We start from the raw sequence: 23,475 nt of genomic DNA on the forward strand, positions 1-23,475 counted from the left end.
AATTCATGAATAATGTGTCCGCCGGTGCCAAATCCCTGAGGGCCATCGGTACAAGACAGGAGACAGCCCATGCTTCAGGAGCGGACCGAGCCGGTGTGGCTCGACGCCTTCGAAACCGTGCTGCGCCGCTGCGCGCTGCAGCCACGGGACACGGTGGCCATTCTCTGCGAAACGCAGAGCCGGCCGGTGCTGGTGGAACTGGCGCGGCTGGCGGCGGCGCGGCTGGGTGCGCAGGCCTTTGTGCTGACGCTGCCCTCGGTGTTCGGCGCGGTGGGCGAGCCGGTGGCGCGCTCGACCGGCGCCAGCCCCGCGATCCAGCAGCTGGCCCCGGTGATCGCGGCGCTGCAGGCCTGCACGCTGGTGGTCGACATCACGGTCGAAGGCCTGATGCACGCGCCCGAGCTGCCCGCCATCCTGCGGGGCAACGGCAGCACGCAGCCGCGCATCGTCTACGTGAGCAACGAACACCCCGAGGCGCTGGCGCGGCTGCTGCCCGACGACGCGACCGAGGCGCGGGTCAAAGACCACGTCAAACGCCTGCGCGGCGCGAAAGCCATGCGGGTGACCTCTGCGGCCGGCACCGATCTTTCGATCTCGCTGCAAGGCGCGGTGGTCGGCGGCAACTGGGGCAGCACCACGCGCCCCGGCACGCTGACGCACTGGCCGGGCGGCCTGGTGCTGGCCTTCCCGGCCGCCGGCAGCGTCAACGGCCGGCTGGTGCTGGCCGAGGGCGATGTGAACCTGACCTTCAAGCGCTACATCGAGCGCCCGGTCACGCTGACCGTGGAGAACGACTACGTGACCCACATCGATGGCGGCGGTATCGACGCCGCGCTGCTGCGCTCCTACTTCGCGGCCTGGGGTGAGAAAGAGGCTTATGCGGTCTCGCATGTGGGCTACGGTCTGTGCGAAGCCGCGCGCTGGGACAGCATGGCGCTGTACGACAAGCGCGACTTCAACGGCACCGAGCTGCGCGCCTTCGCGGGCAATTTCCTCTACAGCACGGGCGCCAACGAAACCGCCGGCCGCTACACCCGCGGCCACTTCGACTGGCCGATGCGCGACTGCAGCGTGGCGCTGGACGGCACCGTGGTCGTCGACGCCGGGAAGGTGGTTGCATGAACGGCCGCCGCGCAGGGCCGCCCCAAGCAAGGCCAGCCTCCTCGGGGGGCAGCGACCCGCGTCAGCGGTGGAGCGTGGGGGCACCATGATGCTGCCGACTTTCACCACCCTGGGCGACGGCGCCACCACCGTGCTCATGCTGCACGGCATCGGCGGCGGACACCTCGCCTTCGCACCGCAGGTCGAAACCCTGGCCAGCGTCGGCTACCGCGCAGTCGCCTGGGACATGCCCGGTTACGGCCACAGCGCGCCCATCGAGCCTTACACCTTCAAAGGCCTGGCCCAGAGCTGCATCCACCTCATCGACGCGCTGCAGTGCGAGAGCGTCGTTCTGGTGGGACACAGCATGGGCGGCATGGTCGCGCAGGAGGTGATCGCGCGCCGGCCCGACAAGGTCAGCAAGCTGGTGCTCTGCGGCACCTCGGCGGCCTTCGGCAAACGCAGCGACGGCCATAGCGCCGAGGCCTGGGCGCGGCAGTTCATCGCTCAGCGCACCGCGCCGCTGGACGCGGGCCGGAGCATGGCCGACATGGCCGCCCAGCTGGTGCCGCAGATGGTCGGCCCCGGCTCGCTGCCCGAGGGCGTGCGGCTGGCGGAGCAGTGCATGGCAAATGTGCCCGCCGCGACCTACCGCCGCGTGCTCGATTGCCTGGTCACCTTCGACCGGCAGTCGGCGCTGGCACAGATCGGCGTGCCCACGCTGCTGGTGGGCGGCGAGTTCGACCGCGTGGCCGCGCCCGCGGTGATGAAACAGATGGCGCAGCAGATCCCCAGCGCGCGCTACGTCGAGATGGCCGGCGTGGGCCACCTGATGAACCTGGAAGCGCCCGACGAGTTCGACCGCATCCTGCTGGACTTCCTGCGCGAGCGGCCACCCAAGCTGCGCCCCGACCTGCACTGAACACCCCGCCCACAAGAGGAGACCCCACGCATGAGCACCCGCCCCGTCAACCCGGTCACTGGCTTGGACTTCACGCCCGCCGTCGGCGACATGCCCTTCACGCCGCTGCAGCGCGAGTGGCTGGCCAAAGCCCACGCGCTGGGCCGCGACAAGTTCGCCGCGCGCGCCGCCCAGTGGGACCAGGAGGCGAGCTTTCCCTTCGCCAACTACGACGACCTGCGCGAGCAGGGTTTTCTCAAGCTCTGCGTGCCCACCGAATTCGGCGGCGCCGGGGCGGACTTCCCGACCTACATGATGGTTGCGGCCGAGATCGGGCGCTTCTGCGGCGCGACCGCGCTGACCTGGAACATGCACATCTGCTCGACCATGTGGACCGGGGTGCTGGCCGACGGCATCGCCATGAGCGACGAGCAGCGTGCCGAACACGCGGCGCGGCGCCAGATCCACTTCGCGCGCATCGTGAACGAGGGCAAGCTCTACGCCCAGCCCTTCAGCGAAGGCACGGCCGCGGCGGCCGGCCGCGCGCCCTTTGGCACCACGGCCAGGCAGGTGGTGCGCGATGGCCAGCGCGGCTGGCTGATCAACGGCAAGAAGATCTGGGCCAGCCTCTCGGGCGCGGCCGACTACTACGGCGTGCTCTGCACCGAAGACAAGGGCGACCAGCACCCCGACGCGCGCGACACGCTCTACATCAGCGTGCCGGCGACGGCCGAAGGGTTCAGCATCAGTGGCGAGTGGGACCCGCTGGGCATGCGCGGCACGGTCAGCCGCAACCTCACCTTCAAGGACGTGTTCGTCAGCGACGACGAACAGCTCATGCCGCGCGGCATCTACTTCAAGGGCGCGCAGACCTGGCCGGCGATGTTCAACACGCTCGCACCGACCTACCTGGGGCTGGCCAACGCTGTCTACGACTTCACGGTGCAGTACCTGCGCGGCGAGGTGCCGGGCGAGCCGCCGATCAAGCGCCGCCAGTTCCCGACCAAGCAGATCACGGTGGCGCAGATGCGGCTGCAGCTCGAATCGATGAAGAGCCTGTTCACCCGCGCCATCTTTGAAGCGAAACCCAACCCCAGCAAGGACGAGAAGCTGCGCCTGTACGCCGCGCACTACGCCGTGATGGAGGGCGCCAACGACCTCGCGCGCCTGGGCATCCGCACCTGCGGCGGCCAGAGCATGCTCAAGCACCTGCCGCTGGAACGCCTGTACCGCGACAGCCGCTGCGGTGCGCTGATGCTGCCGTGGACGGCCGAACTCATCCTGGACCGCATGGGCCGCGAGACCCTGTACGAGCCGGGCGAAAAAGACGACTGAGCTGGGCGCGTGCCTGGGCGCCGGCGCGGCAGACGGGCATCGGCTGCAACACGCGGCCAGCTGGTCTCCCGCGGCACCACCCGGTCCGCGGTTTTCGCGCGCTGCGTTTCGGGGGCCCTCTGCCGCGCAGACTTCTAGAATGCCCGCATGCGTGGTCACCGAGCTTTCCTGAACACCGCCTGGCGCGCGAGCACCCTGGCGGTGGCCCTTGTCTTGTCGCAGCCTTCGCTGCAGGCGGCCCCGGCCGCTGCGCCGCCGAAGCAGCGCGGCCCCGGCCACCCCGTGGCCGACGTGCCGGGCAGCGATCCCTGCCGCGAGTTTGTCGCCCGCCTGCCCAATGTGCGCCGGCCGCTGTGCGAGGCCGCGCAGCTCAAACCGACCGTGGGCCGTTCGGTGCAGGGGCGCACGTTGTACGCACGCGACGTGGTCGCACCCGAGGCGCGCATCCGCGTGCTGGTGGTGGGCGCGATGCATGGCGACGAACTCTCGTCGGCCTCGGTGGCGCTGCACTGGATCCAGCTGGCGCTGCAGACGCCGTCCAACGCGCACTGGCGCTTCATTCCCGCCCTCAACCCCGACGGCCTGATGGCCCGGCCGGCCAAGCGCGTCAACGCGCATGGCGTGGACCTCAACCGCAACTTTCCAACGCCCAACTGGGCGCGCGACGCCAAGATCTACTGGGAACAGCGCACCAAGAAAGACCCGCGCCGCTGGCCCGGCCCCGGCCCGCTGTCGGAGCCCGAGTCGAAGTTTTTCCACGAAGAGATGGAGCGCTTCCAGCCCGACCTGATCGTCAGCATCCACGCGCCCTATGGCGTGCTCGATTTCGACGGCCCCAGCGTGCCACCGGCGCGCCTGGGCCGGCTCTACCTGGACCAGGTCGGCATCTTCCCCGGCAGCCTGGGCAACTACGGCGGCGTGCACAAAGGCATGCCGGTGGTGACCATCGAGCTCAACAGCGCCATCCGCACGCCGCTGGACGCCGAGACGCGCCAGATGTGGCTGGACCTGCTGCACTGGATGAGCGAGCGCCTGCGACCCGAGCAGCCGCCAGCGCGGCCGCTGCCGGTGAAGGTCAAGAAAGCCGGCTGAGCCGCGCTGCCCCGCCCCGGCGCGCCGGGAGGCTCAGGCCATGGCCGGCGTCTGTACCCTGTGGCCGCCCGTCGGGAGGCCGACGAAGCCGAAATCCATCGCCGGGACCTCGCCGCTGATGAGTTCGGCCAGCGCCTTGCCCGAACCGGCGCCGTGCGTCCAGCCCAGCGTGCCGTGGCCGGCGTTGATCCACAGTTTGCCCACTTTCGTGCGGCCGATCAGCGGGATGTTGGTCGGGGTGGCCGGGCGCAGGCCGGTCCAGAACTGCGGGTCGCCGCCTTCTTCGGGCGTGCGGGTGTCGGCCACGCCGGGGAACACCTCCTCGATGCGCTTGACCAGCATGCGCGCGCGGGTCTGCGCCAGCGGCGTGTCCAGCGACAGGTCGAAACCGCCGAGTTCGATGGTGCCGGCCACGCGCAACCGGTCGCCCAGGCGCGAGATGGCGATCTTGAGCTGGTCGTCCAGCAGGCTGACCCGCGAGGCCGCATCGGGCTTGAGCAGCGGGAGCGTCGCGCTGTAGCCCTTGCCGGGGTAGATGGGCACGCGCACGCCGACCTGGCGCATCAGCGCTGTGGTGTACGAACCGGCGGCCACCACGTAGGCGTCGGCCAGCAGCTGGCGCGTCCGGCCGGTGTGGCGGTCGCGCACGCTGACGGCGCTGATCTCGCCGCCACTGGCCTGCAGTCGCAGGATGTCGTGGTCCATCAGCGACTGCATGCCCTGGTGGCGGCACCGCTGCGCCAGCTGCTGGGTGAAGGCCAGGCAGTCGCCGGACTCGTCGCTCTCGGTGTAGGTGCCGCCGACGATGCGGTCGGCAAAGCCGCGCAGCGCCGGTTCGATGCGCAGCAGCTCGTCCTTGCTCACCACCTTGCGGTTGACGCCGTGGCGGCGCATCAGCTCGGCGGCGCTGCCGGCTTCGTCGAACGACTTCTGGCTGGTGTAGTAGTGCGCGATGCCCTTGGTCAGGCGGTCGTAACGCAGACCGGTGCTGGTCACCACGTCTTTCAGGGCCGCATGGCTGTAGCTGCCCAGGGCGACCAGCTGGGCCACGTTGCGTTCAAACGCGGCGTCGTTGCACTGGGCCAGGAACTGCAGGCCCCAGAGCCATTGCGCCGGGTCCAGCTGGGGGCGGAATTTGAGCGGGCCTTCCGGGTCGAACAGCCACTTCAGCGCTTTCAGGGGCGCCTCGCGGTTGGCCCAGGGCTCGCAGTAGCTCACCGAAATCTGCGCCGCGTTGCCGAAGCTGGTCTCCAGCGCCGCGTCGGGCTGGCGGTCGACCAGCGTCACCTCATGCCCGCGCTGCAGCAGGTGCCACGCCGTGCTCACACCGATGATGCCCGCGCCCAGAACAACGACTTTCATGATCCGCTCCAGCCAATGAATGGAAAAACTGGACGCGAGTATGAAAAAAAGCGCGGTCTTCGTGAAGACAAATTAACTTAAAATCAAAAACATCAGTACAACTAATAAAGAGACATGAGCACCTTTGACCCCGATGCCCTGGAATGCCTGGCCGCCATCATCGAAGAAGGCGGTTTTGAACGCGCGGCGCAGCGCCTGTCGATCACGCAGTCGGCGGTGTCGCAGCGCCTGCGCGCACTGGAGGCGCAGGTGGGCACGGTGCTGATCGTGCGCAGCCGCCCGCTCAAGCCCACGCAGGCCGGGCAGCTCATGCTCAAGCACGCCAAGATGATGCGGCTGCTGCGCGCCGACCTGGAAAAGGACCTCAAGGAACTGGCGCCCAGCTCCACCGGCGGCGGACGCGAGGAAGAGCGCATCTCGGTGGCCATCAACGCCGACAGCATCGCCACCTGGGCGCTGCCCGCGCTCAGCGCGCTGGCGCAGGGCGGGCTGCCGATCGAGATCATCACCGACGACCAGGAATTCACGCACGAATGGCTGCGCGAAGGCCAGGTGCTGGGCTGCGTCACCTCGCTCGGCCAGGCGCTGCGCGGCTGCAAGATGGAGCCACTGGGCACGATGGACTACGTGGCCGTGGCGGCGGCCAATTTCGCGGCGCGCCATTGCCCCAAGGGCGTGAACGCGCACAACTTCCACAAGCTGCCCTTCATCGCCTTCAACCGCAAGGACCACCTGCAGCACAGTTTTGTCGAACAGGCCTTTGGCCTGCCGCGCGTGATGCTCAAGCAGCTGTTCGTGCCGTCCAGCGAAGGGCAGATCCGCGCCGTGCGCGCCGGCTGGGGCGTGAGCGTGGTGCCCGAGCTGGGCGTGCGCGAGCTGCTGGCCAGCGGTGAGCTGGTCAACGTCACGCCACGGCACCGCCTGGGCGTGGCGCTGTACTGGCATTGCTGGAACCTCAGTTCCGACGTGCTGGACGCGCTCAGCGGCGCGCTGCGCGGCGCGGCGGCGCAGAGCCTGCGGCCGGCCTGAACGGTGGCCGCGCCGCGTCAGCGGCGCAGCGGGTCGTTACCTGACCAGCAACACCGGCACGTCGCAGTGCGCCAGCACCTGCGTGGCCACGGAACCCATGACCAGGTTGCCCAGTGCGCTGTGGCCGTGCGAACCCATCAGCACCAGGTCGAACTTGCCGGCGCTGGCGGCCTTGGCGATCTGCTCGCCGGGCTGGCCGACCTTGTGCAGCACCTTGGGTTCGATGCTGTGACGCTTGAGGAACTTGACCACCGGGTCGGTCACCTTGGCGGCTTCTTCGGCGTAGTAGCCATTGGCCACGTCGGCACCCACGGCGGCGCGGGCCCGCGGGGGCAGCGGCGCCTGCACGGTGAACAGGGTGATCTCGTTGTGGCTGCCGAACATCTCTTCGTGCGTGGTCAGGTAGCCCAGCATTTTTTTGGTGAACGCACTGCCGTCGACGGCGAGCAAAATCTTCATGGAATCGTCTCCAGTTGAACCAGCCGGTCAGTGTACGGGCTGGCTCGGGCCTCTCGCTACCGGTTTTCCACATGCACCGTCAGCGTGGGGCTGAACGTGAGCTGCTCGCCCTTGTCGGCGTAGCCCAGCGGGTTGGCCACGATGCGGCAGCGGCCCACGCGCACATCGGTCGGGCAGTGCAGGTGGCCGTGCAGCCACAGGTCGGCCTGCGGCAGCAGGTCGTCCAGCGCGTTGCAGAAGCCGGCCGTGCCCGGGCTGTGGCCGTAACGCGGGTCGGCGCTGTGCAGGGTGGGCGCAAAGTGTGTCACCACCACCGTGGGGCCGGCCGCGTGCGGTTGCGCCAGCGCTTCGCGCAGCCAGGCCTGGCAGTCCAGCGCCAGCTCGCGCATGGCGGCGGCGTCGAACAGCGCGCCGCCGCGCTGGCCGGCCATCTTGGTGAGGTAGAAGTTGGCGGCGCGAAACGCCTTGTGGCGCTGGCGCAGGCGCTCGGTCAGGGGGGCGGCGGGGGCCACGAAGGTGTCGTAGTCGCTCCACAGCGTGGTGCCGACGAAGCGCACGCCGTGAATCACGGCCGTCTCGCGTTCCAGCCAGCGGATGCCCAGGCGCTCGCAGGCCGCGCGCAGGCCGGTGTGGGCCTCGTCGATGTCCAGCGCGTCGTATTCGTGGTTGCCGGGCACGAACAGCACCGGCACTGGCCAGCCGCCGAACTGCGGCAGGGGTGAAAAGCGCTGCAGGCCCCAGTCGGCCTCGGGCATGGTGCTGCCGTCTTTGCGGCGCTGGTACGAACCGACGTCGCCGGCGAGCACCAGCAGGTCGGCGTCGGGCGCGGGGGTTGCGCTGAAGCCCGGGTTGGCTTCGAGGTGCAGGTCGCTGAGCAGCTGGATCTTCATGGCGGGGGCACGGGAATGGGGGTGGGGCCGTGGCCGGTGGCAAAGCCGCTGGCCGAGGCGCGGGTGACCGCCTCGCGCAGCCAGCGGTGCGCGCTGCTGTGCGCGGCCTGGCGGTGCCACAGCGCGTCCACGTGCACGGCGGGCACGGGCAGCGGCAATTCGCACAGCGCCAGTTCGTGTTCCATGCCGGTGGCGCCCACAAAGTGGCGCGGCAGCACGGTCAGCAGGTCGGTGGTGGCGACCACACGGCCGGCGGTGAAGAACTGGTTGACCGTCAGCACCACGCGGCGTTGGCGCGAACGCGCGGCCAGGGCTTCGTCGACAAAACCGAAGGGCCGGCCGGAAAAGCTCACCAGCAGGTGGCGCGCGGCGCAGTAGGCGTCCAGGTCGATGGGGCGGCCGGCCAGCGGGTGGCCGCGGCGCATGACCACCACGTACTCGCCGTCGTACAGGCGCTGGTACAGAAAACGCGGGCTGTGCTCCTGCAGGTGCACAGCGGTGAGCTCGGCGATCACGCCCGGGAAGTGGCCGATGGCCAGGTCCGCCGAGCCCGATTCGATCAGCTCGCGCGGGTCACGCGTGGTCAGCGGCAGCACGCGCAGGTTCACGCCCGGCGCCTCGTTTTCCAGGATGTCCACCAGCCCCGGCACCACCTTGGCGGCGGTCGCGTCGGCCATGGCGATGACGAAGGCGTTGTGCGCCTGCGCCGGGTCGAAGCCGCCCGGTGCCAGCGATTCGCGCAATTGCCCCAGCGCGTCGCGCACCGTGGGCCACAGGGCCAGCGCGGTCGGCGTCGGCTCCACCCCGTAGCCCGCGCGGCGCACCAGTTCGTCGCCCAGCGACTCGCGCAGGCGCTTGAGCGCGTTGCTCACCGCCGGCTGCGTCATGGCCAGGTTGTGGGCCGCGCGCGTGAGGTTGCGCTCGGCCATCACCTCGTCGAAGACGCGCAGCAGGTTCAGGTCCAGGGTGCGGAAGTTCAGCTCATTCATGTGTTTTGTGAATGTAATGCATCACAAAAATAAATTGGCGTGACATGGGGGTTTTCCCTAGTATTCGCTTGTCCACAAGACATTGTTGTTTTTGAAGGAGTTCGTCATGAGCACTGTTATTTCCGCTTCCCCCGCTTCGCTGGGCCTGAAGGCCGCCGCTGAGGGCAAAGCCCGCGTCCGCCGCTTCGACGGCGCCCGTGGCCTGGCCGCCATGTTGCTGGCCGCTGCCGTGGCCGCGCTGGTGGTGCTGGCCGACCAGCTCATCGACACCTGGGCCGACGGCCACCTGTTCCTCGGCTGGGTCGCCCTGTGGGTCGTGATTTTCGCCGGCAGCGCGCTGCTGGCCGGCACCGCCCGCCGCATGGCGCGCAGCACCCTGGTCGCGCTGGACAGCTGGTCGCGTTCGCTGGCCGAAGCCCGCGCCGAAGCGCGCCTCTGGGAGCTGGCCAAGCAGGACCCGCGTCTGAAGGCCGAGCTGATGCAGGCCCGCGCACGGGCCGCTGACTTGGCCAACGCCGCTGAGCCAGAAGCCCCCACCGACTATTCGCAAGCCCTGGCGCCGCTGGGCATGGTGTCCGACATCGCGACGCCGGTGGTCACGCGCCGCATGGCCCAGCTGGAACGGCGCCGCCTGGCCGGTTACCTGCCCTACCTCTGACCCGGGCCCGCCCCGTCACCCCCGAGGACCACCGCCATGAACACCGTGTTGTCTCGTTTCCCCGCCTCGCTGGGGCGGACCACCGCTTCGACCGGTGCGCGCCCGGCGCTGCGCCACCGGCTGGACGGCGCGCGTGGCCTGTCCACCCTGCTGATGGCCGCCGCCGTGGCCGCGCTGGTGGTGCTGGCCGAGCGCCTGATGGGCGGCTGGGCCGAACAGCACCAGTTCCTGGCCTGGGTGGCGCTGTGGCTGCTGATCCTGGCCGGCTCGGCCGCCGTGTCCGCCCCGGCCCGCAGGCTGGCCCGCCGTGTGCGCCACGCGGTGCAGGACAGCGCCGCCGCCGTCGCCGAAGCCCGTGCCGAAGTGCGGCTGTGGCAGGCCGCCCGCGCCGACCACCGCGTGATGGCCGAATGCGTGCAGGCCCGCCAGCGCGACCTGGACGACTCGGCCGGCCTGGCCGCGTCCTGGGGCCGGTTCCCCGAGCGGCTGGACGACGGCCGCGGCAACGCCACCCACCTGCGCCACTGCTGAACGCCCTGCGACCACCGCAGGGTCAGACGAAAAAAAGCCACCGGTTCGGTGGCTTTTTTGTGCCCGGTCCGATGGATCCCGGGGGCGCTGCGGCGGGTGGGCAGATCGTGCCCGCCCGCCAGAGTCATCAGGCCACGGCCAGGCGCTGCTCCAGATCGTTCTTGGTGTCGATCAGGGCCTGGGGCATGTGGTAGGCCAGCTGTTCGAAGTGCGCGTCGTGCAGTTTGAACTCGTCGGCCCAGGCCGTCTTGTCGATGCTGGTGACCGTTGCGAACTGCTCGGCGCTGAAGTCCAGGCCGCTCCAGTTGATTTCGGCGTAGGCCGGTGCGGTGCCGAACATCGTGGCCTGCCCCTGGGCCTTGCCTTCGATGCGGTCGATCATCCACTTGAGCACGCGCATGTTGTCGCCGTAGCCCGGCCACACGAACTTGCCGTCGGCGTTCTTGCGGAACCAGTTGACGCAGAACATCTTGGGCAGCGTGGCGCCGGACTGGGCCACGGACGCGCCGACGTTGAGCCAGTGCTGGAAGTAGTCGCTCATGTTGTAGCCGCAGAACGGCAGCATGGCGAACGGGTCGCGGCGCACCACGCCCTGCGCGCCAAAGGCGGCGGCGGTGGTTTCCGAGCCCATGGTGGCGGCCATGTAGACGCCTTCGGTCCAGCTGCGGGCCTCGGTCACCAGCGGCACGGTGGTGCTGCGGCGGCCGCCGAACAGGAAGGCGTCGATCGCCACGCCAGCGGCGTCGTCCCACTGCGGGTCCAGCGCGGGGTTGTTGGTGGCGGCGACGGTGAAGCGCGAGTTCGGGTGGGCGGCCTTGGCGCCGGTTTCCTTGGCGATGGCCGGCGTCCAGTCCTTGCCCTGCCAGTCGATCAGGTGGTCCGGCAGCGTGCCGGTGTCCTTCTCCATGCCTTCCCACCACACGTCGCCGTCGTCGGTCAGCGCGACGTTGGTGAAGATCACGTTCTTGTCCAGCGAGCGCATGCAGTTCGGGTTGGTGTGCATGTTGGTGCCGGGGGCGACGCCGAAATAGCCCGCTTCGGGGTTGATGGCGTAGAGCTTGCCGTCGGCGTGCGGCTTGATCCAGGCGATGTCGTCACCGATGGTGGTGACCTTCCAGCCCGCGAAGCCGGCCTCGGGCGGCACCAGCATGGAGAAGTTGGTCTTGCCGCAGGCGCTGGGGAAAGCGGCGGCGACGTGGTACTTCTTGCCCTCGGGATTCGTCACGCCCAGGATCAGCATGTGCTCGGCCAGCCAGCCCTGCTCGCGGCCCATGTTGGAGGCGATGCGCAGCGCGAAACACTTCTTGCCCAGCAGCGCGTTGCCGCCGTAGCCCGAGCCGTAGGACCAGATCTCGCGCGTCTCGGGGAAATGCACGATGTACTTGACGGTCGGGTTGCAAGGCCAGCTGGTGCTGTCCTTCTGGCCTTCCGCCAGCGGCGCGCCCACGGTGTGCATGCAGGGCACGAAGTCGCCGTCGGTGCCCAGCACGTCGTACACCGCCTGGCCCATGCGGGTCATCAGCTTCTGGTTCACGGCCACGTAAGCGCTGTCGGTCAGCTCGATGCCGATGTGGGCGATGTGCGAACCCAGCGGGCCCATGGAGAACGGCACCACATACATGGTGCGGCCCTTCATGCAGCCGTCGAACAGCGGGTTCAGCGTCTGGCGCATCTCGGCCGGGGCCATCCAGTTGTTGGTCGGGCCGGCGTCTTCCTTCTTCGCGGAGCAGATGAAGGTGCGGTCTTCCACGCGGGCCACGTCCGACGGGTCGGAGCAGGCCAGGAAACTGCCCGGGCGCTTGGCCGGGTTGAGCTTCTTGAACGTGCCGGCGTCGACCAGCTGCTGGCACAGGCGGTCGTATTCGGCCTGGCTGCCGTCGCACCAGTGGACGCTGTCGGGCTTGCACAGGGCCACCATGTCGGCCACCCAGGCGACCAGCTTGGCGTTTTTCACGAAGGCGGGGGCGTTCAGATTGAGGCCCTGCATCACGGGAGAGTTCATGGATCAGACTCCAGAGGTTTGTAAACCGGCGGGCTCAAGAGACAGCAACAGCCGCGGGCCACGAACGGGTGGGCGGGCGGCTGTCGAGGGCCCCTTGGGCGAACAAGGGCGGTCGGCGCGCGGGGCTGCAAGGCGTTGGCGCTTGCAACGCAGCTGCCAGAAAGGGGGCGGATGATCCCGGGTTCTGGTCCGTGTGTCGGCCTGATCCTTTGATTTTAAAAAAGCACCCTGTCAGTTACCATGTAGTTACATGCAAAAGACGCATAACCTCATGTTGTGGTTCGGGCGTTCGTGACCTGTTGCGCAACAAAAAAGCCGAAGGCCCCAGCGGGGCCTTCGGCTCAGATGCAGACCGTTGTGCGGCGATCAGGCCATGAACACGGCGATGAAGGCCAGCAGGAAGATCAGCACGGCGCCAGCCACGGGCAGCACGATGGGCATGAGGGGCACGATGGACTCCACCACGTCCTGGGGCTGGTCGCTGTGGCTGTCGGTGTGTGGGTGGGACATGGGGACGCTCCGGTTCGATTGACAAAAATCAACGCGATTTTAGGTCAGAAGCCGCCCGCACGGGCAGCGGGTTTGCCCGGCCAGGGCCCGGTCAGAGCAGGGCGTAGGTGGTGCTGGCGCGGCACACGCTCTTGCCGTCGCCCGTGGCCACGATGTCGATCTCGCCGAACACCAGGCTCTTGCCCGCGCGCACCACGCGTGCGGTGACCTGCGCGTCCTGCCCGGCCAGGGGCTTGAGGAAGCTGGTGTTGAGCTGCACCGTGGTCATGGGGCGGCGCGTGCCCAGCTGGGTGACGATGGCCAGCACCATAGCGGTGTCGGCGGCGGCCATCAGCGCCTGGCCGCAGACCATGCCGCCGATGCGCGCCAGGCGTTCGTCAAAGGGCAGGCGCAGGGTGACCGCGCCGTCGGCCATGGACTCGACCACCAGGCCCAGGTCCTGCACCCAGGGCGCGAACCAGTCGGCCAGACAGGCCTGCAGGGTTTCGGGTGTGACGGGGTCGGGCAGGGCGTCGTCGGTCATGGCATCACATCAGCTGGGTGTCGAAACCGGCGGCGCGCAGCGCCTCGATGACCTGTTGCACGTGCTCGCGCCCGCGCGTCTGCAGCACCAGTTCGATCGCTACGTTCTGCGCCGCCAGCAGGGTGAAGGCGCGCTGGTGGTGCACCTCGTCGATGTTGGCGCCGGCCTCGGCCACCACGCTGGTGATGCGCGCCAGGTTGCCCGGCACGTCGCGCGCGTTGACCTGGATGCGCGCCAGCCGCCCGGCGCGCACCATGCCGCGTTCGATGATGGAGGCCAGCAGCAACGGGTCGATGTTGCCGCCGCACAGCACCAGGCCCACCTTCTGGCCCGCGAACTGGGCGGGGTGCTTGAGCAGCGCCGCCAGGCCGGCGGCGCCCGCGCCCTCGACCAGCGTTTTCTCGATCTCCAGCAGCATCACGATGGCCTGTTCGATGTCGCCTTCGTCGACCAGCAGCAGGTCGTCCACCCGCTCGCGCACGATGGCCTGCGTGATCTCGCCCGGAGAACCCACGGCGATGCCCTCGGCGATGGTGCTGCTGCCCATCGGCAGGTGCGTGCCCTTGATGGCGTTGTACATGCCGGGGAAGCGCTCGGTCTGCACGCCCACGACGCGGATGCCGGGCTTGAGCGCCTTGGCCACCGTGGCCATGCCACCGATCAGGCCGCCGCCGCCCACGGCGATGACCAGCGTGTCCAGGTCGGGCACTTCGCGCAGCATCTCCAGTGCCACCGTGCCCTGGCCGGCGACGATGGCCTCGTCGTCGTAGGGGTGCACGAACACCAGGCCCTGCTGCTGCGCCAGGGCGCGGGCATGGGCGCGGGCCTCGTCCAGCGCGTCGCCGTGCAGCACCACCTCGGCGCCAAAGCCGCGCGTGCGCTCCACCTTCACGCCCGGCGTGAAGCGCGGCATGACGATCACCGCCCGCAGGCCCAGGCGCTGGGCGTGGTAGGCCACGCCCTGGGCGTGGTTGCCGGCGCTCATGGCAACGACGCCGCGCGCCCGCTCGTCGGCGCTCAGCTGGGCCAGCTTGTTGCAGGCCCCGCGTTCCTTGAACGAGGCGGTGTACTGCAGGTTCTCGAACTTCAGGAACACCTGGCAACCCGCGATCTGCGAGAGCGTGCGGGATTCCACGCAGGGGGTGTCGAGCACCTGGCCTTGCAGGCGGGTGGCGGCGGCTTGGATGTCGGCGAGCTGGAGCATGGCGCGATTGTGAACGCCCGCGGGCGTGTGGTCTGTGGGGAAAGTCCCCGCATTCCGTCACAGCCGCCGCATCCGGCCCTTCCACGCGCGATCAAGCTGGGGTATGGTCCGCTCACGGTGGGGGGTCCCCCGCCGAGTCTTCCCTCTGAGGAGATGTCCGCATGAGCAAACGCCTGTTGCCGCAGCCGACCGAGGGCGCTCCGCGTCTGCCGGGCGAGCCGCGCCACGCGTCGGCGGCGGACGCGCGCGTCTTCCTGCCGCCCGGCCTGCGCCAGGCCCCGGTGCTCGACCTCATGTGCTCGCATTTCGTGCTCACGCTCGCGGCGCGGCAGGGGCCGCGTTTCAATGTACGGCGCGACCTCAACACTCTGCTGGCCCTGGCCGGCCGCCACCTGGTGTGGCCGCACACGGTGCTGGTGCGGGTGCGCGAATTCCTGGGCCGCCGCTGCAAAGACAACGAACTCTGGAGCGGCCACGAAAAGCTCACCACCGCCGCCTTCATGGAGCGCTACGGCATCTGGCGCGGTCCCTACGAAGAAGGCACGCTGTTCTTCTACCTCGACGAATACGCCAAGGAATCGCCCAAGGACCTGCTCTCGGTGCTGTCGGTCACCGGCGACTGGCTGAGCCAGGCGCTCAAGAAGCAGAGCACCCTGGTGGAAAAGAACATCGACGCGCTGGCCAACCTGCTGCAGCTCAACCGCGCCGAACGTGCGCTGCTGCTCTACGGCACCCTGGCGCGTTACCAGCGCGACCTGCGCTCCATCCTGGTGGAGTTCAAGGTCAACAACGCGCCCGAGGCCTACGCGGCGATCGCCGACGTGGCCGGCGTCAAGGCCAGCGAGGTGGGTGAAGCGCTGCGCGCCGGCTCCCGGCTCGAACGCATCGGCATGGTGGAGAACCTGATTTCCGAACACAACATCACCGACCTGGCCGACCTGATGAAGGTCAGCGAGAAGCTGCCGCCGGTGCTGATGCGCGAGTACCGCAGCGAGAGCGAGCTGATGGCGGTGTTCACCCGCCCGGCCGCACGTTCGGCGCTGACCCCGGCCGATTTCGACTACGTGGCCGAGGACGTGCGCCTGCTCGTGGGCCTGCTGCGCGAAGCCGTGGCCCGCAAGGAACCGGGCGTGAACGTGCTGCTCTACGGCCCGCCCGGCACCGGCAAGACCGAGCTGGCGCGCGTGGTCGCCGCCGCCGCCGGGCTGGAGCTGTTCGAGGTGGAATACGCCGACCGCGACGGCAATGCCTTGAGTGGCCGCGACCGTTACCGTTCGCTGCAGATCGCGCAGGTCTTTCTCAAAGGCACGGCGCATTCGGCCCTGCTGTTCGACGAGGTGGAAGACGTGTTCCCGCCCATCAGCAGCGAAGCCGCGCAGCTGATGGCGCGCGCCGAGCAGATCAGCGCGCCGCACAGCCACAGCGTCAGCGGCAAGGCCTGGGTCAACCAGATCCTCGAATCCAACGCCGTGCCCACGCTGTGGGTGACCAACCGCATCGAGCAGATCGACCCCGCTTTCCGCCGCCGCTTTGCCTACCACCTGGAACTCAAGAGCCCGCCACCCGGCGCGCGCGAACAGCTGGTGCGCAAGACCCTGGACGGTGTGGCGGTGAGCGACGCGCTGGTGGCGCGCCTGACCGCGCGCAAGGGCCTGACGCCGGCGCAGATCCGCACCGCGGTGCGCTTCGCCGGCCTGGCCGCCGCGCCCGCCAAAGGCGCCGGCCGGCGCAAGGCCTCGGCCGAGCCGCTGATGCTCGACGCCCTGATCGAACGCCAGCTGCGCAACGCCGACCAGGCCCTGGGCCGCCAGCCCGACGCGGCCATCCGGCCCTCGCCCACGCAGTACAGCCTGGAGATGCTCAACGTCGAATCGCGCTACGAGGTGCCGCGCATCGTCAGCGCGCTCACGGCGCGGGGCCACGGCACGCTGTGCTTCCACGGCGCCCCCGGCACCGGCAAGACGGCGCTGGCCGAACACATCGCGCGCGCGCTGGACCGGCCGCTGATGATCCGCCGCGCCAGCGATCTGGTGAGCAAGTTCGTGGGCGAGACCGAGCAGCAGATGGCGGCCATGTTCCGCGAGGCCGAGGCCGAAAAAGCGGTGCTGCTGCTGGACGAGGCCGACAGCTTTTTGCAGGACCGGCGCAACGCCCAGCGCACCTACGAGGTGACCGAGGTCAACGAGATGCTGCAGGGCATGGAGCGCTACAACGGCATCTTTATCTGCACCACCAACCTGATGGACCGCATCGACCAGGCGGCCCTGCGGCGCTTCACCTTCAAGATCCGCTTCAAGCCGCTCACCCGCGAGCAGCGCGAGCGCATGTTCGTGGTGGAGGCGCTGGGCGGCGACGCGGCGGCGCTGAGCGACGACCTGCGGTCACGGCTGGCGAAACTGGAGCAGCTGTGCCCGGGCGATTTCGCGGCGGTCAAGCGCCAGGTCGAGATCCTGGCCGAGACGCTGGCGCCGGACGAGTTCCTGGCCCAGCTGGAGGCCGAGCACCGCATCAAGCCCGAGGTGCGTGAAGCGCGGCCTATCGGCTTTCACTGAGCGCGATGCGCGCAAACCGGGGCAGCACCGACGCCGCTTCGGGCGTGGGTTGCAGGCGGGCGGCGATGCCCGCCGCGTCCAGGCCTTCGTCGGCCAGCAGATCGCCCAGCCCGTCGAGGTAGGCGCGCAGGGCGGCATCGGAAAACTCCGGATGGAACTGCACGCCCCAGGCGCGTTCACCGACGCGGAAGGCGTGGTGCGACTCGTGCGCGCTGCCGGCCAGCAGCACCGCGCCGGGCGGCAGGCGCCGCACCGACTGCCAGTGCACCGCCTGCGCGGGGAAGGTCTCGGGCAGCCCGCCCAGCAGCGGGTCGCTGTCCGCCGCAGCGTGCCGTTCCACCGTCACGGTGCCGATCTCGACCCCCTCGGGGTGGTGGCCGACCTCGCCGCCCAGCGCGTGCGCCAGCAGCTGGTGGCCGTAGCAGATGCCCAGCATGGGCAGGCCCGTGCTCACGCCCGTCTGCAGCCAGGGCACCAGGGCTTCGCTCCAGGCTTCGCGCTCGCTCACCATGGCGTGCGAGCCGGTGATGACCACGCCGGCCACCGCGCGGTGGCCGGGCGGCGGTGCCTGGGCATCGGTGGCGTCGTGCACCACCACCTCGGCCCCACCGGCGCGCAGGCCGGCCGCGATCCAGTCCTCAAAGTCTCCCAGCTGTGCGCGGATGGGCGCGTGGGTGGAACCGGTCTTGAGGATGAGGATGGGCAGGGCAGAGGACATGACGGGATTCTAGGAAGCCGGTGAGGGGGCTGCCGACCGACAAAAAAAAGCCCGTCACAAGGACGGGCAGGGAGGAGTCAGGTGAAAAGCCAACGCGTTCGGGGCGCAGTGTCTTTTCCAGGGCGCCGCGGAACCGGCTCCGCCGGGCCGCCAGCGCCGCCCCCTGGGGGGGGTGACGCCGCAGGCGGCGCGGGGGGGTCAATGAAGCAACGCCATCGGCCCCGACGGCAAATCTTCGGGCGAATGGTCCGGGTGGTGGCCGACGAAGAAGCGCAGCTTCTGGTCCAGCCGGCCCACGCGTTCGTTGGCCACGTATTCGCAGTGGTGCTTGGAAATCAGGTTGAACAGCTTGCCGCGCAGGAACCACAGGTCCTTGGGGCTCTGGCAGGAAATCAGCGCGGCGTGCAGGCGGGTGCGCTGCGGGTCCTGGATGTCGGCCATCGCCTCGTGGAATTCGTCCACGAGGAAGTCCAGCTCCAGCACCTGGGTGTCGCTGTAGTGGGCGTCTTTGGCTTTTTTGAACCAGGGCAGTTTGAAGAACATGTGGGATCTCCCGGGGTGTTCAATGGGGGCGCGGGCACGGCCTTTGCCAGCTTCCCCCATCACTTCGGCGCTCCCCCAGGGGCCTAAAGTAGGAATTCGGGAAAAAATGCACCCGCCCCGACGAGCGGTTATCAAGATTTTCGGGGATCAGACGGAGGTGTTCGCCGCCGGCGGTGCGGGCGGTGGGTCGATCAAACGAAAGCACTCACGACCCGCAGCACCTCGGCGCCGTAGGCCTCGCGCTTCTTCTGGCCGATGCCGGAAATCCCGTCCAGATCGGCCATCGACTGCGGCAATTGGGCCGCGATGGCGCGCAGCGTCGCGTCGTGGAAGATCACGAAGGCCGGCAGGTTGTGCTCGCGCGCCACCTCGGCGCGCCAGGCCTTGAGCGCCTCCAGGCATTCGCGCCCGGCCAGCGGCAGCGGCTGGCCGTCGGGCGCCACCGCGTCGCGCGTGGACTTGCGGCCGCTGCGGGTGCCGCGGCCGGCCTTGCCCTCGCTCACCTGGCGCAGCCAGACCTGGGTCTCGCCCTTGAGGATGGGGCGGGCGCCGTCGGTCAGGTGCAGGGTGTTGTAGGGCGCGTCGTCCACCCGCACCGCCTCGCGCGCGATCAGCTGGCGCAGCAGCGCGCGCCACTGCGTTTCCGACAGGTCCGAGCCGATGCCGAAGGTGCTGAGCTTGTCGTGGCCGTACTGCGTGACCTTGTCGGTCGCCTTGCCGCGCAGGATGTCCATCAGGTGGCCGGCGCCGAAGGCGGTGCCGCTGGCCTGCTGCACGCGGTAGATGCACGAGAGCATCTTGCGCGCGGCTTCTGTGCCGTCGTGCAGTTCCGGCGGGTGCAGGCAGTTGTCGCAATTCCCGCAGGGCTGGCTGGCCTCGCCGAAGTAGCTGAGCAGGCGCACGCGCCGGCAGTCGCTGGCCTCGGCCAGGCCCAGCAACGCGTCCAGCTTGCCGCGCAGCACCTGCTTGAACTCATCGGCCGCCGGGCTCTCGTCGATCATGCGGCGCTGGTTCACCACGTCCTGCAGGCCGTAGACCATCCAGGCGTCGGCCGCTTCGCCGTCGCGGCCGGCGCGGCCGGTCTCCTGGTAGTAGCCCTCGATGTTCTTGGGCATGTCCAGGTGGGCGACAAAGCGCACGTCCGGTTTGTCGATGCCCATGCCGAAGGCGATGGTGGCGACCATGATCAGGCCCTCTTCGCGCAGGAAGCGGTCCTGGTGTTTCTGCCGCAGCGCCGAATCCAGCCCCGCGTGGTACGGCAGGGCGTTCAGGCCGTGGTCCACCAGCAGGGCGGCGACTTCTTCCACCCGCTTGCGCGACTGGCAGTAGACGATGCCGGCGTCGTGGCCCTGGGCGCTCATGTGCTCGTCGCGGATGAAGCGCAGCAGCTGCTGCGTGCCGTCCTTCTTCTCGACGATGGTGTAACGGATGTTGGGCCGGTCGAAGCTGCTGACGAAGCGCTGCGCGTCCTGCAGCTGCAGGTGCGTCACGATGTCTTCGCGCGTCAGGTCGTCGGCGGTGGCCGTCAGCGCGATGCGCGGCACGCTGGCGTAGCGCTGGTGCAGCACCACCAGGGCGCGGTACTCGGGCCGGAAGTCGTGGCCCCACTGGCTCACGCAGTGCGCCTCGTCGATCGCAAAGAGCGACAGCAGGCCGCGTTCGTGCAGCGAATCGAGCAGGGCCAGGAAGCGCGGCGTGGTCAGCCGCTCCGGCGCCGCGTAGAGCATGGTGATCTCGCCCTTGAGCAGGCGGCGCTCGATCTGCTGCGCCTCGTCGGGCGTGAGGCTGGAGTTCAGGAACGCGGCGTCCACGCCGGCTTCGAGCAGGGCGCCTACCTGGTCGTGCATCAGCGCGATCAGCGGCGAGACCACGATGCCCACGCCATGCCCCGCGCGCTGGCGCACGATGGCCGGGATCTGGTAACACAGCGATTTGCCGCCGCCGGTGGGCATGAGCACCAGGGCGTCGCCGCCCTCGCTCACATGCGTGACGATGCCGGCCTGCGGGCCGCGGAAGGCCTCGTAGCCGAACACCTCCTGCAAGACGGCGGCGCAGGCTTCCAGCGTTTCGCCTTCGGACGAAATGTCGATCACATCTGTTCCCAGGGCAGGCCGTCGTGGCGCCAGCCGTTGAGGCTGCTGCGCTTGAAGTCGTCGTTCAGGTCGCCCTCGAAGCCGTGCACCACGTGCGCCACCTCGGCAAAGCCGGCGGCGCGCAACGCGGTGCCCGCGTCCAGCGTGCGCTTGCCGCTGCGGCAGATCAGCAGCACCGGGCGGGCCTTGTCGCCGGCTTCGGCCGCCACCGCGCTGGCGAAGGCCTGCGGGTTGGCCGTCAGGTCCGGGTATTCGTACCAGGCGATGTGCACCACGCCCGGTGGACGGCCGACGTAGAGCGACTCGATCTCCATGCGCACGTCCACGAACAGCGGGGGCTCCAGGCCCTGGGCGGCGCGTTGCGCGGTCTGGTCTTGCAGCCAGGCCCAGGCTTCGGTCGGGAGCAGGTGTTTCATGGGGCCGTATTGTCGGGGATGCGTCCGGGGCGTTCGGTGGCCGCCGCCACGGGCCGGCGGGGGCCTTTCTACAATCGCGGGATGAACACGCCCGTCTACACCCGCGCCCAGGCGCTGCCCGAGATCCTGAAGCACCGCATCGCCATCCTCGACGGCGCCATGGGCACCATGATCCAGCGCTTCAAGCTGGGCGAAGCGCAGTACCGCGGCGAACGCTTCAAAGACTTCCACAAGGACGTCAAAGGCAACAACGAGCTGCTGAGCCTGACCCGCCCCGACGTGATCCGCGACATCCACGAGGGCTACCTCGCCGCCGGCGCCGACCTGATCGAGACCAACACCTTCGGCGCCACGACCATCGCGCAGGAAGACTACGACATGGCCTCCCTGGCGCGCGAGATGAACCTGGCCTCGGCCCGGCTGGCACGCGAAGCCTGCGACAAGTACAGCACGCCCGACAAGCCGCGCTTCGTGGCCGGCGCCCTGGGCCCGACGCCCAAGACCGCCAGCATCAGCCCCGATGTGAACGACGCCGGCGCCCGCAACGTCTCCTTCGAGCAGCTGCGCGCGGCCTACTACGAACAGACCGAAGCGCTGGTCGAAGGCGGGGCCGACGTGCTGCTGGTCGAGACCATCTTCGACACGCTCAACGCCAAGGCCGCGCTGTTCGCCATCGACGAGTATTTCGAGAAAAGCGGCGAGCGCCTGCCCGTCATCATCAGCGGCACCGTGACCGACGCGTCCGGCCGCATCCTCAGCGGCCAGACCGTCACCGCCTTCTGGGCCAGCGTGCGCCACATCCAGCCGCTGGCCGTGGGCCTGAACTGCGCGCTGGGCGCCACGCTGATGCGCCCCTACATCCAGGAACTGGCCAAGGTCGCGGGCGACACCTTCATCAGCTGCTACCCCAACGCCGGCCTGCCCAACCCCATGAGCGACACCGGCTTCGACGAGACGCCGGACGTGACCAGCCGCCTGCTGCGCGAGTTCGCGGCTGAGGGGCTGGTCAATATCGTGGGCGGCTGCTGCGGGACTACGCCGCAGCACATCGGGGCCATCCACGACGCGGTGGCGAGGCAGGCGCCGCGGGCGGTGGGGCGCCAGGTGTTCTACGCAGAACCGGCCTGAGGCAGGACGGGGGCCGGCCCCGCCGGTGACCTGGCGGACGCGGACGGCCATGGCCATCGGTGCCGCTGCCCGGAGCCCCTTTTGGGCGCACGGACGGCACTTGTCCCACCCCGGCCCGCGCCGCAGAATGTGGCGGGCATCCGGCGATCGGGGTGCGGCACGAACAGGGGACGGACATGCGATTCAAACAGGCGCTGTGGGTGGCGGGTATGTGCGCGGTGGTGTGCACGGTCGCGGCGGCGGCGGACGCGCGCGAGCGTGGTTTCATCCGCCAGGGCATGCACGAGGGCGAGGTGCTGCTGCGCGTGGGCAAGCCCGACCACGAAGCCTTCGTCCGGACTGTGCGTGGACAGCCAGAAGAAAAGACCTGGGCCTATTTCCCCCATCCGCGGGACCCGCAGACGCTCACCGTCGTCACCCTGCGCGCCGGGGTGGTGTCGGCCGTCGAACGCAAGATCGTCCGCTGACGCGCCACCGGCGGCGTGTGCTCAGTCGGCGGCCCGACTGCCCAGGTACAGCCACCCGTCCGTCTTCGCCTCGTTCATCGCCAGCACGAACAGCTCGCCACTGGCGGTGCTGACGTGGGCGATGCCGCTGGCGGTGGCGCCGTCGCCCAGGGCGCAGGCGCGGCCGGCAAAGCGCAGGCGCACGTTGAACACCGCCTTGCCGCCCGGGCGCGGGAGGGCGGTGCCGCTGGCGGCGCAGCCCTCGGGCGAGGTCATGACGAAGGTGCCGTCGCCGGCCACGTGCAGCGCCATGCCGATCACCGGGCCGCGGCTGCCCAGAGCGTCGCCGGCGTAGCGGCCCTGCAGGTCGGTCAGGCGGGCGGGCCGGTCGTAGCCGGGCGCATAGCGGCCGCTGACCTGGGCGCCGAAAGCGGTGGTGAGGGTGATCGCCTGGCGGGCGATGTAGCTGCCGGTGTGGTGGCTGGCACCCACAGTGTTCGACGGAATGTCAAACGCCCGGCCGCTGCCATGCAGCGCGCCGTTGCCCGACGAGGTGCTGCCGTGGAATGCGCCCAGGATCGTGCCCTGGGCTTCGTAGATGCCCCAGGTTTCGCCGCCGTCCAGGATGGCCCATTTGACGTGGATGCCGCTGGGCTGGGTGGCGACCCAGAAGCCCTCGGCGCTGTCGGGGCCGGCGCCGGGCGCACCCTCGTCACGACCGGCCGCGCCGGCGTTCAGGCACCAGCAGAGGGCGGCGCACAGGGTGACCAGGGGGCGCAGGGGCGAGGACATGGGGGTGATCTTGCCCTGAACGGGGCGCACCCGGCCGCGGCGGTGGCGGGGCGCCCGGGTTGCCGGTATGCCAGTCTGAAGATTGTTTGTCAATGTTCAGAAAAAAACGGAAGATCTTTCCCGCTGTGGGGCTGGCGGTGCGGCCCGCACAATCGCGGCTCCCATCAAGGGGAGTAACCAGCCCGCCACCGGACGCAAAGC

General features: G+C 69.4%; 23 protein-coding genes. 10 read left to right on the forward strand and 13 right to left on the reverse strand.

Annotated features, from left to right (window positions below; all coding sequences use genetic code 11):
- Positions 1–69: 69 nt before the first annotated feature.
- From RMP09_RS11045 to RMP09_RS11060, 4 genes are all read left to right on the forward strand, one after another.
- A complete protein-coding gene (locus RMP09_RS11045) occupies positions 70–1,122 on the forward strand; it encodes a peptidase M29 (RefSeq protein ID WP_310566028.1) in 1,053 nt (350 codons plus the stop codon).
- 85 nt (positions 1,123–1,207) lie between these two features.
- Positions 1,208–2,023, forward strand: a complete 816-nt coding sequence (locus RMP09_RS11050) for an alpha/beta hydrolase (protein ID WP_310566029.1) — start codon at positions 1,208–1,210, stop codon at positions 2,021–2,023.
- Positions 2,024–2,053: 30 nt separating this feature from the next.
- Positions 2,054–3,337, forward strand: coding sequence for an acyl-CoA dehydrogenase family protein (locus RMP09_RS11055; RefSeq protein WP_310566030.1), 1,284 nt, complete (start codon positions 2,054–2,056; stop codon positions 3,335–3,337).
- 147 nt (positions 3,338–3,484) lie between these two features.
- A complete protein-coding gene (locus tag RMP09_RS11060) occupies positions 3,485–4,429 on the forward strand; it encodes a M14 family zinc carboxypeptidase (protein WP_310566031.1) in 945 nt (314 codons plus the stop codon).
- 33 nt (positions 4,430–4,462) lie between these two features.
- On the opposite strand, the gene RMP09_RS11065 is transcribed toward RMP09_RS11060, so the two are convergent.
- Positions 4,463–5,791, reverse strand: a complete 1,329-nt coding sequence (locus RMP09_RS11065) for a D-amino acid dehydrogenase (RefSeq protein WP_310566032.1) — start codon at positions 5,789–5,791, stop codon at positions 4,463–4,465.
- Between the two features lie 114 nt (positions 5,792–5,905).
- Between RMP09_RS11065 and RMP09_RS11070 the strand changes: the two genes are divergently transcribed.
- The gene (locus RMP09_RS11070) at positions 5,906–6,820 is read left to right on the forward strand and encodes a LysR family transcriptional regulator ArgP (RefSeq protein ID WP_310566033.1); all 915 of its coding nucleotides are present in this window, start codon (positions 5,906–5,908) and stop codon (positions 6,818–6,820) included.
- A gap of 36 nt (positions 6,821–6,856) precedes the next feature.
- Here RMP09_RS11070 and RMP09_RS11075 read toward each other — a convergent pair whose 3' ends face one another.
- From RMP09_RS11075 to RMP09_RS11085, 3 genes are read right to left on the reverse strand one after another with little or no spacing between them, the layout of a single operon-like run.
- Positions 6,857–7,279 (reverse strand): universal stress protein, encoded by a 423-nt coding sequence (locus RMP09_RS11075; protein ID WP_310566034.1) that lies wholly within the window; start codon positions 7,277–7,279, stop codon positions 6,857–6,859.
- Between the two features lie 56 nt (positions 7,280–7,335).
- Positions 7,336–8,169 (reverse strand): metallophosphoesterase, encoded by an 834-nt coding sequence (locus RMP09_RS11080; RefSeq protein WP_310566035.1) that lies wholly within the window; start codon positions 8,167–8,169, stop codon positions 7,336–7,338.
- Entirely contained in the window at positions 8,166–9,158 is a 993-nt protein-coding gene (locus tag RMP09_RS11085) for a LysR family transcriptional regulator (RefSeq protein WP_310566036.1), read from the reverse strand. Before RMP09_RS11085 ends, RMP09_RS11080 begins: the two co-directional genes overlap by 4 nt.
- Positions 9,159–9,264: 106 nt before the next feature.
- Between RMP09_RS11085 and RMP09_RS11090 the strand changes: the two genes are divergently transcribed.
- Both RMP09_RS11090 and RMP09_RS11095 read left to right on the forward strand, forming a co-directional pair.
- Positions 9,265–9,816, forward strand: a complete 552-nt coding sequence (locus RMP09_RS11090; protein ID WP_310566037.1) for a hypothetical protein — start codon at positions 9,265–9,267, stop codon at positions 9,814–9,816.
- Between the two features lie 36 nt (positions 9,817–9,852).
- Positions 9,853–10,347: a hypothetical protein gene (locus tag RMP09_RS11095; protein ID WP_310566038.1), complete on the forward strand. Its 495-nt coding sequence runs from the start codon at positions 9,853–9,855 to the stop codon at positions 10,345–10,347.
- A gap of 127 nt (positions 10,348–10,474) precedes the next feature.
- Here RMP09_RS11095 and RMP09_RS11100 read toward each other — a convergent pair whose 3' ends face one another.
- The 4 genes from RMP09_RS11100 to RMP09_RS11115 form a co-directional block, all read right to left on the reverse strand.
- Positions 10,475–12,349, reverse strand: a complete 1,875-nt coding sequence (locus tag RMP09_RS11100) for a phosphoenolpyruvate carboxykinase (GTP) (RefSeq protein ID WP_310566039.1) — start codon at positions 12,347–12,349, stop codon at positions 10,475–10,477.
- A 366-nt stretch (positions 12,350–12,715) separates the two neighbouring features.
- Positions 12,716–12,859, reverse strand: a complete 144-nt coding sequence (locus tag RMP09_RS11105; protein ID WP_310566040.1) for a hypothetical protein — start codon at positions 12,857–12,859, stop codon at positions 12,716–12,718.
- Between the two features lie 91 nt (positions 12,860–12,950).
- Positions 12,951–13,382 carry a PaaI family thioesterase gene (locus RMP09_RS11110; RefSeq protein ID WP_310566041.1) on the reverse strand — a complete coding sequence of 144 codons (432 nt, stop codon included), beginning with the start codon at positions 13,380–13,382 and terminating at the stop codon, positions 12,951–12,953.
- A gap of 4 nt (positions 13,383–13,386) precedes the next feature.
- Positions 13,387–14,586 (reverse strand): threonine ammonia-lyase, encoded by a 1,200-nt coding sequence (locus RMP09_RS11115; RefSeq protein ID WP_310566042.1) that lies wholly within the window; start codon positions 14,584–14,586, stop codon positions 13,387–13,389.
- A gap of 161 nt (positions 14,587–14,747) precedes the next feature.
- Between RMP09_RS11115 and RMP09_RS11120 the strand changes: the two genes are divergently transcribed.
- Positions 14,748–17,138 carry an ATP-binding protein gene (locus tag RMP09_RS11120; RefSeq protein WP_310566043.1) on the forward strand — a complete coding sequence of 797 codons (2,391 nt, stop codon included), beginning with the start codon at positions 14,748–14,750 and terminating at the stop codon, positions 17,136–17,138.
- Here the strand turns inward: RMP09_RS11120 and RMP09_RS11125 are convergent.
- The 4 genes from RMP09_RS11125 to RMP09_RS11140 all read right to left on the reverse strand — a co-directional run bounded on the left by RMP09_RS11125 (position 17,122) and on the right by RMP09_RS11140 (position 20,908).
- Positions 17,122–17,856, reverse strand: coding sequence for a glutamine amidotransferase (locus RMP09_RS11125; RefSeq protein WP_310566044.1), 735 nt, complete (start codon positions 17,854–17,856; stop codon positions 17,122–17,124). The two genes, RMP09_RS11120 and RMP09_RS11125, sit on opposite strands and share 17 nt — an antisense overlap.
- A gap of 198 nt (positions 17,857–18,054) precedes the next feature.
- Positions 18,055–18,399 (reverse strand): hypothetical protein, encoded by a 345-nt coding sequence (locus tag RMP09_RS11130; RefSeq protein ID WP_310566045.1) that lies wholly within the window; start codon positions 18,397–18,399, stop codon positions 18,055–18,057.
- A gap of 191 nt (positions 18,400–18,590) precedes the next feature.
- Positions 18,591–20,492, reverse strand: coding sequence for a DNA helicase RecQ (gene recQ / locus RMP09_RS11135; protein ID WP_310566046.1), 1,902 nt, complete (start codon positions 20,490–20,492; stop codon positions 18,591–18,593).
- Positions 20,489–20,908, reverse strand: a complete 420-nt coding sequence (locus RMP09_RS11140; RefSeq protein WP_310566047.1) for a rhodanese-like domain-containing protein — start codon at positions 20,906–20,908, stop codon at positions 20,489–20,491. Before RMP09_RS11140 ends, recQ begins: the two co-directional genes overlap by 4 nt.
- An 81-nt stretch (positions 20,909–20,989) precedes the next feature.
- Between RMP09_RS11140 and RMP09_RS11145 the strand changes: the two genes are divergently transcribed.
- A complete protein-coding gene (locus tag RMP09_RS11145; RefSeq protein WP_310566048.1) occupies positions 20,990–22,036 on the forward strand; it encodes a homocysteine S-methyltransferase family protein in 1,047 nt (348 codons plus the stop codon).
- Positions 22,037–22,212: 176 nt separating this feature from the next.
- On the forward strand, positions 22,213–22,503 hold the full coding sequence (locus RMP09_RS11150; protein WP_310566049.1) for a hypothetical protein: 291 nt from the start codon (positions 22,213–22,215) through the stop codon (positions 22,501–22,503).
- 21 nt (positions 22,504–22,524) lie between these two features.
- On the opposite strand, the gene RMP09_RS11155 is transcribed toward RMP09_RS11150, so the two are convergent.
- The gene (locus RMP09_RS11155) at positions 22,525–23,274 is read right to left on the reverse strand and encodes a hypothetical protein (RefSeq protein ID WP_310566050.1); all 750 of its coding nucleotides are present in this window, start codon (positions 23,272–23,274) and stop codon (positions 22,525–22,527) included.
- Positions 23,275–23,475: the final 201 nt, after the last annotated feature.

This window comes from Hydrogenophaga sp. (genome assembly GCF_031426985.1).
Classification (GTDB): Bacteria; Pseudomonadota; Gammaproteobacteria; order Burkholderiales; family Burkholderiaceae_C; genus Hydrogenophaga.

Coding starts and splice junctions, on each gene's coding strand:
- RMP09_RS11070 (WP_310566033.1), top strand. CDS start 5,906: ATGAGCACCTTTGACCCCGATGCCCTGGAATGCCTGGCCGCCATCATC.
- RMP09_RS11125 (WP_310566044.1), bottom strand. CDS start 17,856: ATGTCCTCTGCCCTGCCCATCCTCATCCTCAAGACCGGTTCCACCCAC.
- RMP09_RS11090 (WP_310566037.1), top strand. CDS start 9,265: ATGAGCACTGTTATTTCCGCTTCCCCCGCTTCGCTGGGCCTGAAGGCC.
- RMP09_RS11085 (WP_310566036.1), bottom strand. CDS start 9,158: ATGAATGAGCTGAACTTCCGCACCCTGGACCTGAACCTGCTGCGCGTC.
- RMP09_RS11075 (WP_310566034.1), bottom strand. CDS start 7,279: ATGAAGATTTTGCTCGCCGTCGACGGCAGTGCGTTCACCAAAAAAATG.
- RMP09_RS11050 (WP_310566029.1), top strand. CDS start 1,208: ATGATGCTGCCGACTTTCACCACCCTGGGCGACGGCGCCACCACCGTG.
- RMP09_RS11065 (WP_310566032.1), bottom strand. CDS start 5,791: ATGAAAGTCGTTGTTCTGGGCGCGGGCATCATCGGTGTGAGCACGGCG.
- RMP09_RS11155 (WP_310566050.1), bottom strand. CDS start 23,274: ATGTCCTCGCCCCTGCGCCCCCTGGTCACCCTGTGCGCCGCCCTCTGC.
- RMP09_RS11115 (WP_310566042.1), bottom strand. CDS start 14,586: ATGCTCCAGCTCGCCGACATCCAAGCCGCCGCCACCCGCCTGCAAGGC.
- RMP09_RS11045 (WP_310566028.1), top strand. CDS start 70: ATGCTTCAGGAGCGGACCGAGCCGGTGTGGCTCGACGCCTTCGAAACC.
- RMP09_RS11060 (WP_310566031.1), top strand. CDS start 3,485: ATGCGTGGTCACCGAGCTTTCCTGAACACCGCCTGGCGCGCGAGCACC.
- RMP09_RS11130 (WP_310566045.1), bottom strand. CDS start 18,399: ATGTTCTTCAAACTGCCCTGGTTCAAAAAAGCCAAAGACGCCCACTAC.
- RMP09_RS11080 (WP_310566035.1), bottom strand. CDS start 8,169: ATGAAGATCCAGCTGCTCAGCGACCTGCACCTCGAAGCCAACCCGGGC.
- RMP09_RS11120 (WP_310566043.1), top strand. CDS start 14,748: ATGAGCAAACGCCTGTTGCCGCAGCCGACCGAGGGCGCTCCGCGTCTG.
- RMP09_RS11055 (WP_310566030.1), top strand. CDS start 2,054: ATGAGCACCCGCCCCGTCAACCCGGTCACTGGCTTGGACTTCACGCCC.
- RMP09_RS11100 (WP_310566039.1), bottom strand. CDS start 12,349: ATGAACTCTCCCGTGATGCAGGGCCTCAATCTGAACGCCCCCGCCTTC.
- RMP09_RS11105 (WP_310566040.1), bottom strand. CDS start 12,859: ATGTCCCACCCACACACCGACAGCCACAGCGACCAGCCCCAGGACGTG.
- RMP09_RS11145 (WP_310566048.1), top strand. CDS start 20,990: ATGAACACGCCCGTCTACACCCGCGCCCAGGCGCTGCCCGAGATCCTG.
- RMP09_RS11095 (WP_310566038.1), top strand. CDS start 9,853: ATGAACACCGTGTTGTCTCGTTTCCCCGCCTCGCTGGGGCGGACCACC.
- RMP09_RS11150 (WP_310566049.1), top strand. CDS start 22,213: ATGCGATTCAAACAGGCGCTGTGGGTGGCGGGTATGTGCGCGGTGGTG.
- RMP09_RS11110 (WP_310566041.1), bottom strand. CDS start 13,382: ATGACCGACGACGCCCTGCCCGACCCCGTCACACCCGAAACCCTGCAG.
- RMP09_RS11140 (WP_310566047.1), bottom strand. CDS start 20,908: ATGAAACACCTGCTCCCGACCGAAGCCTGGGCCTGGCTGCAAGACCAG.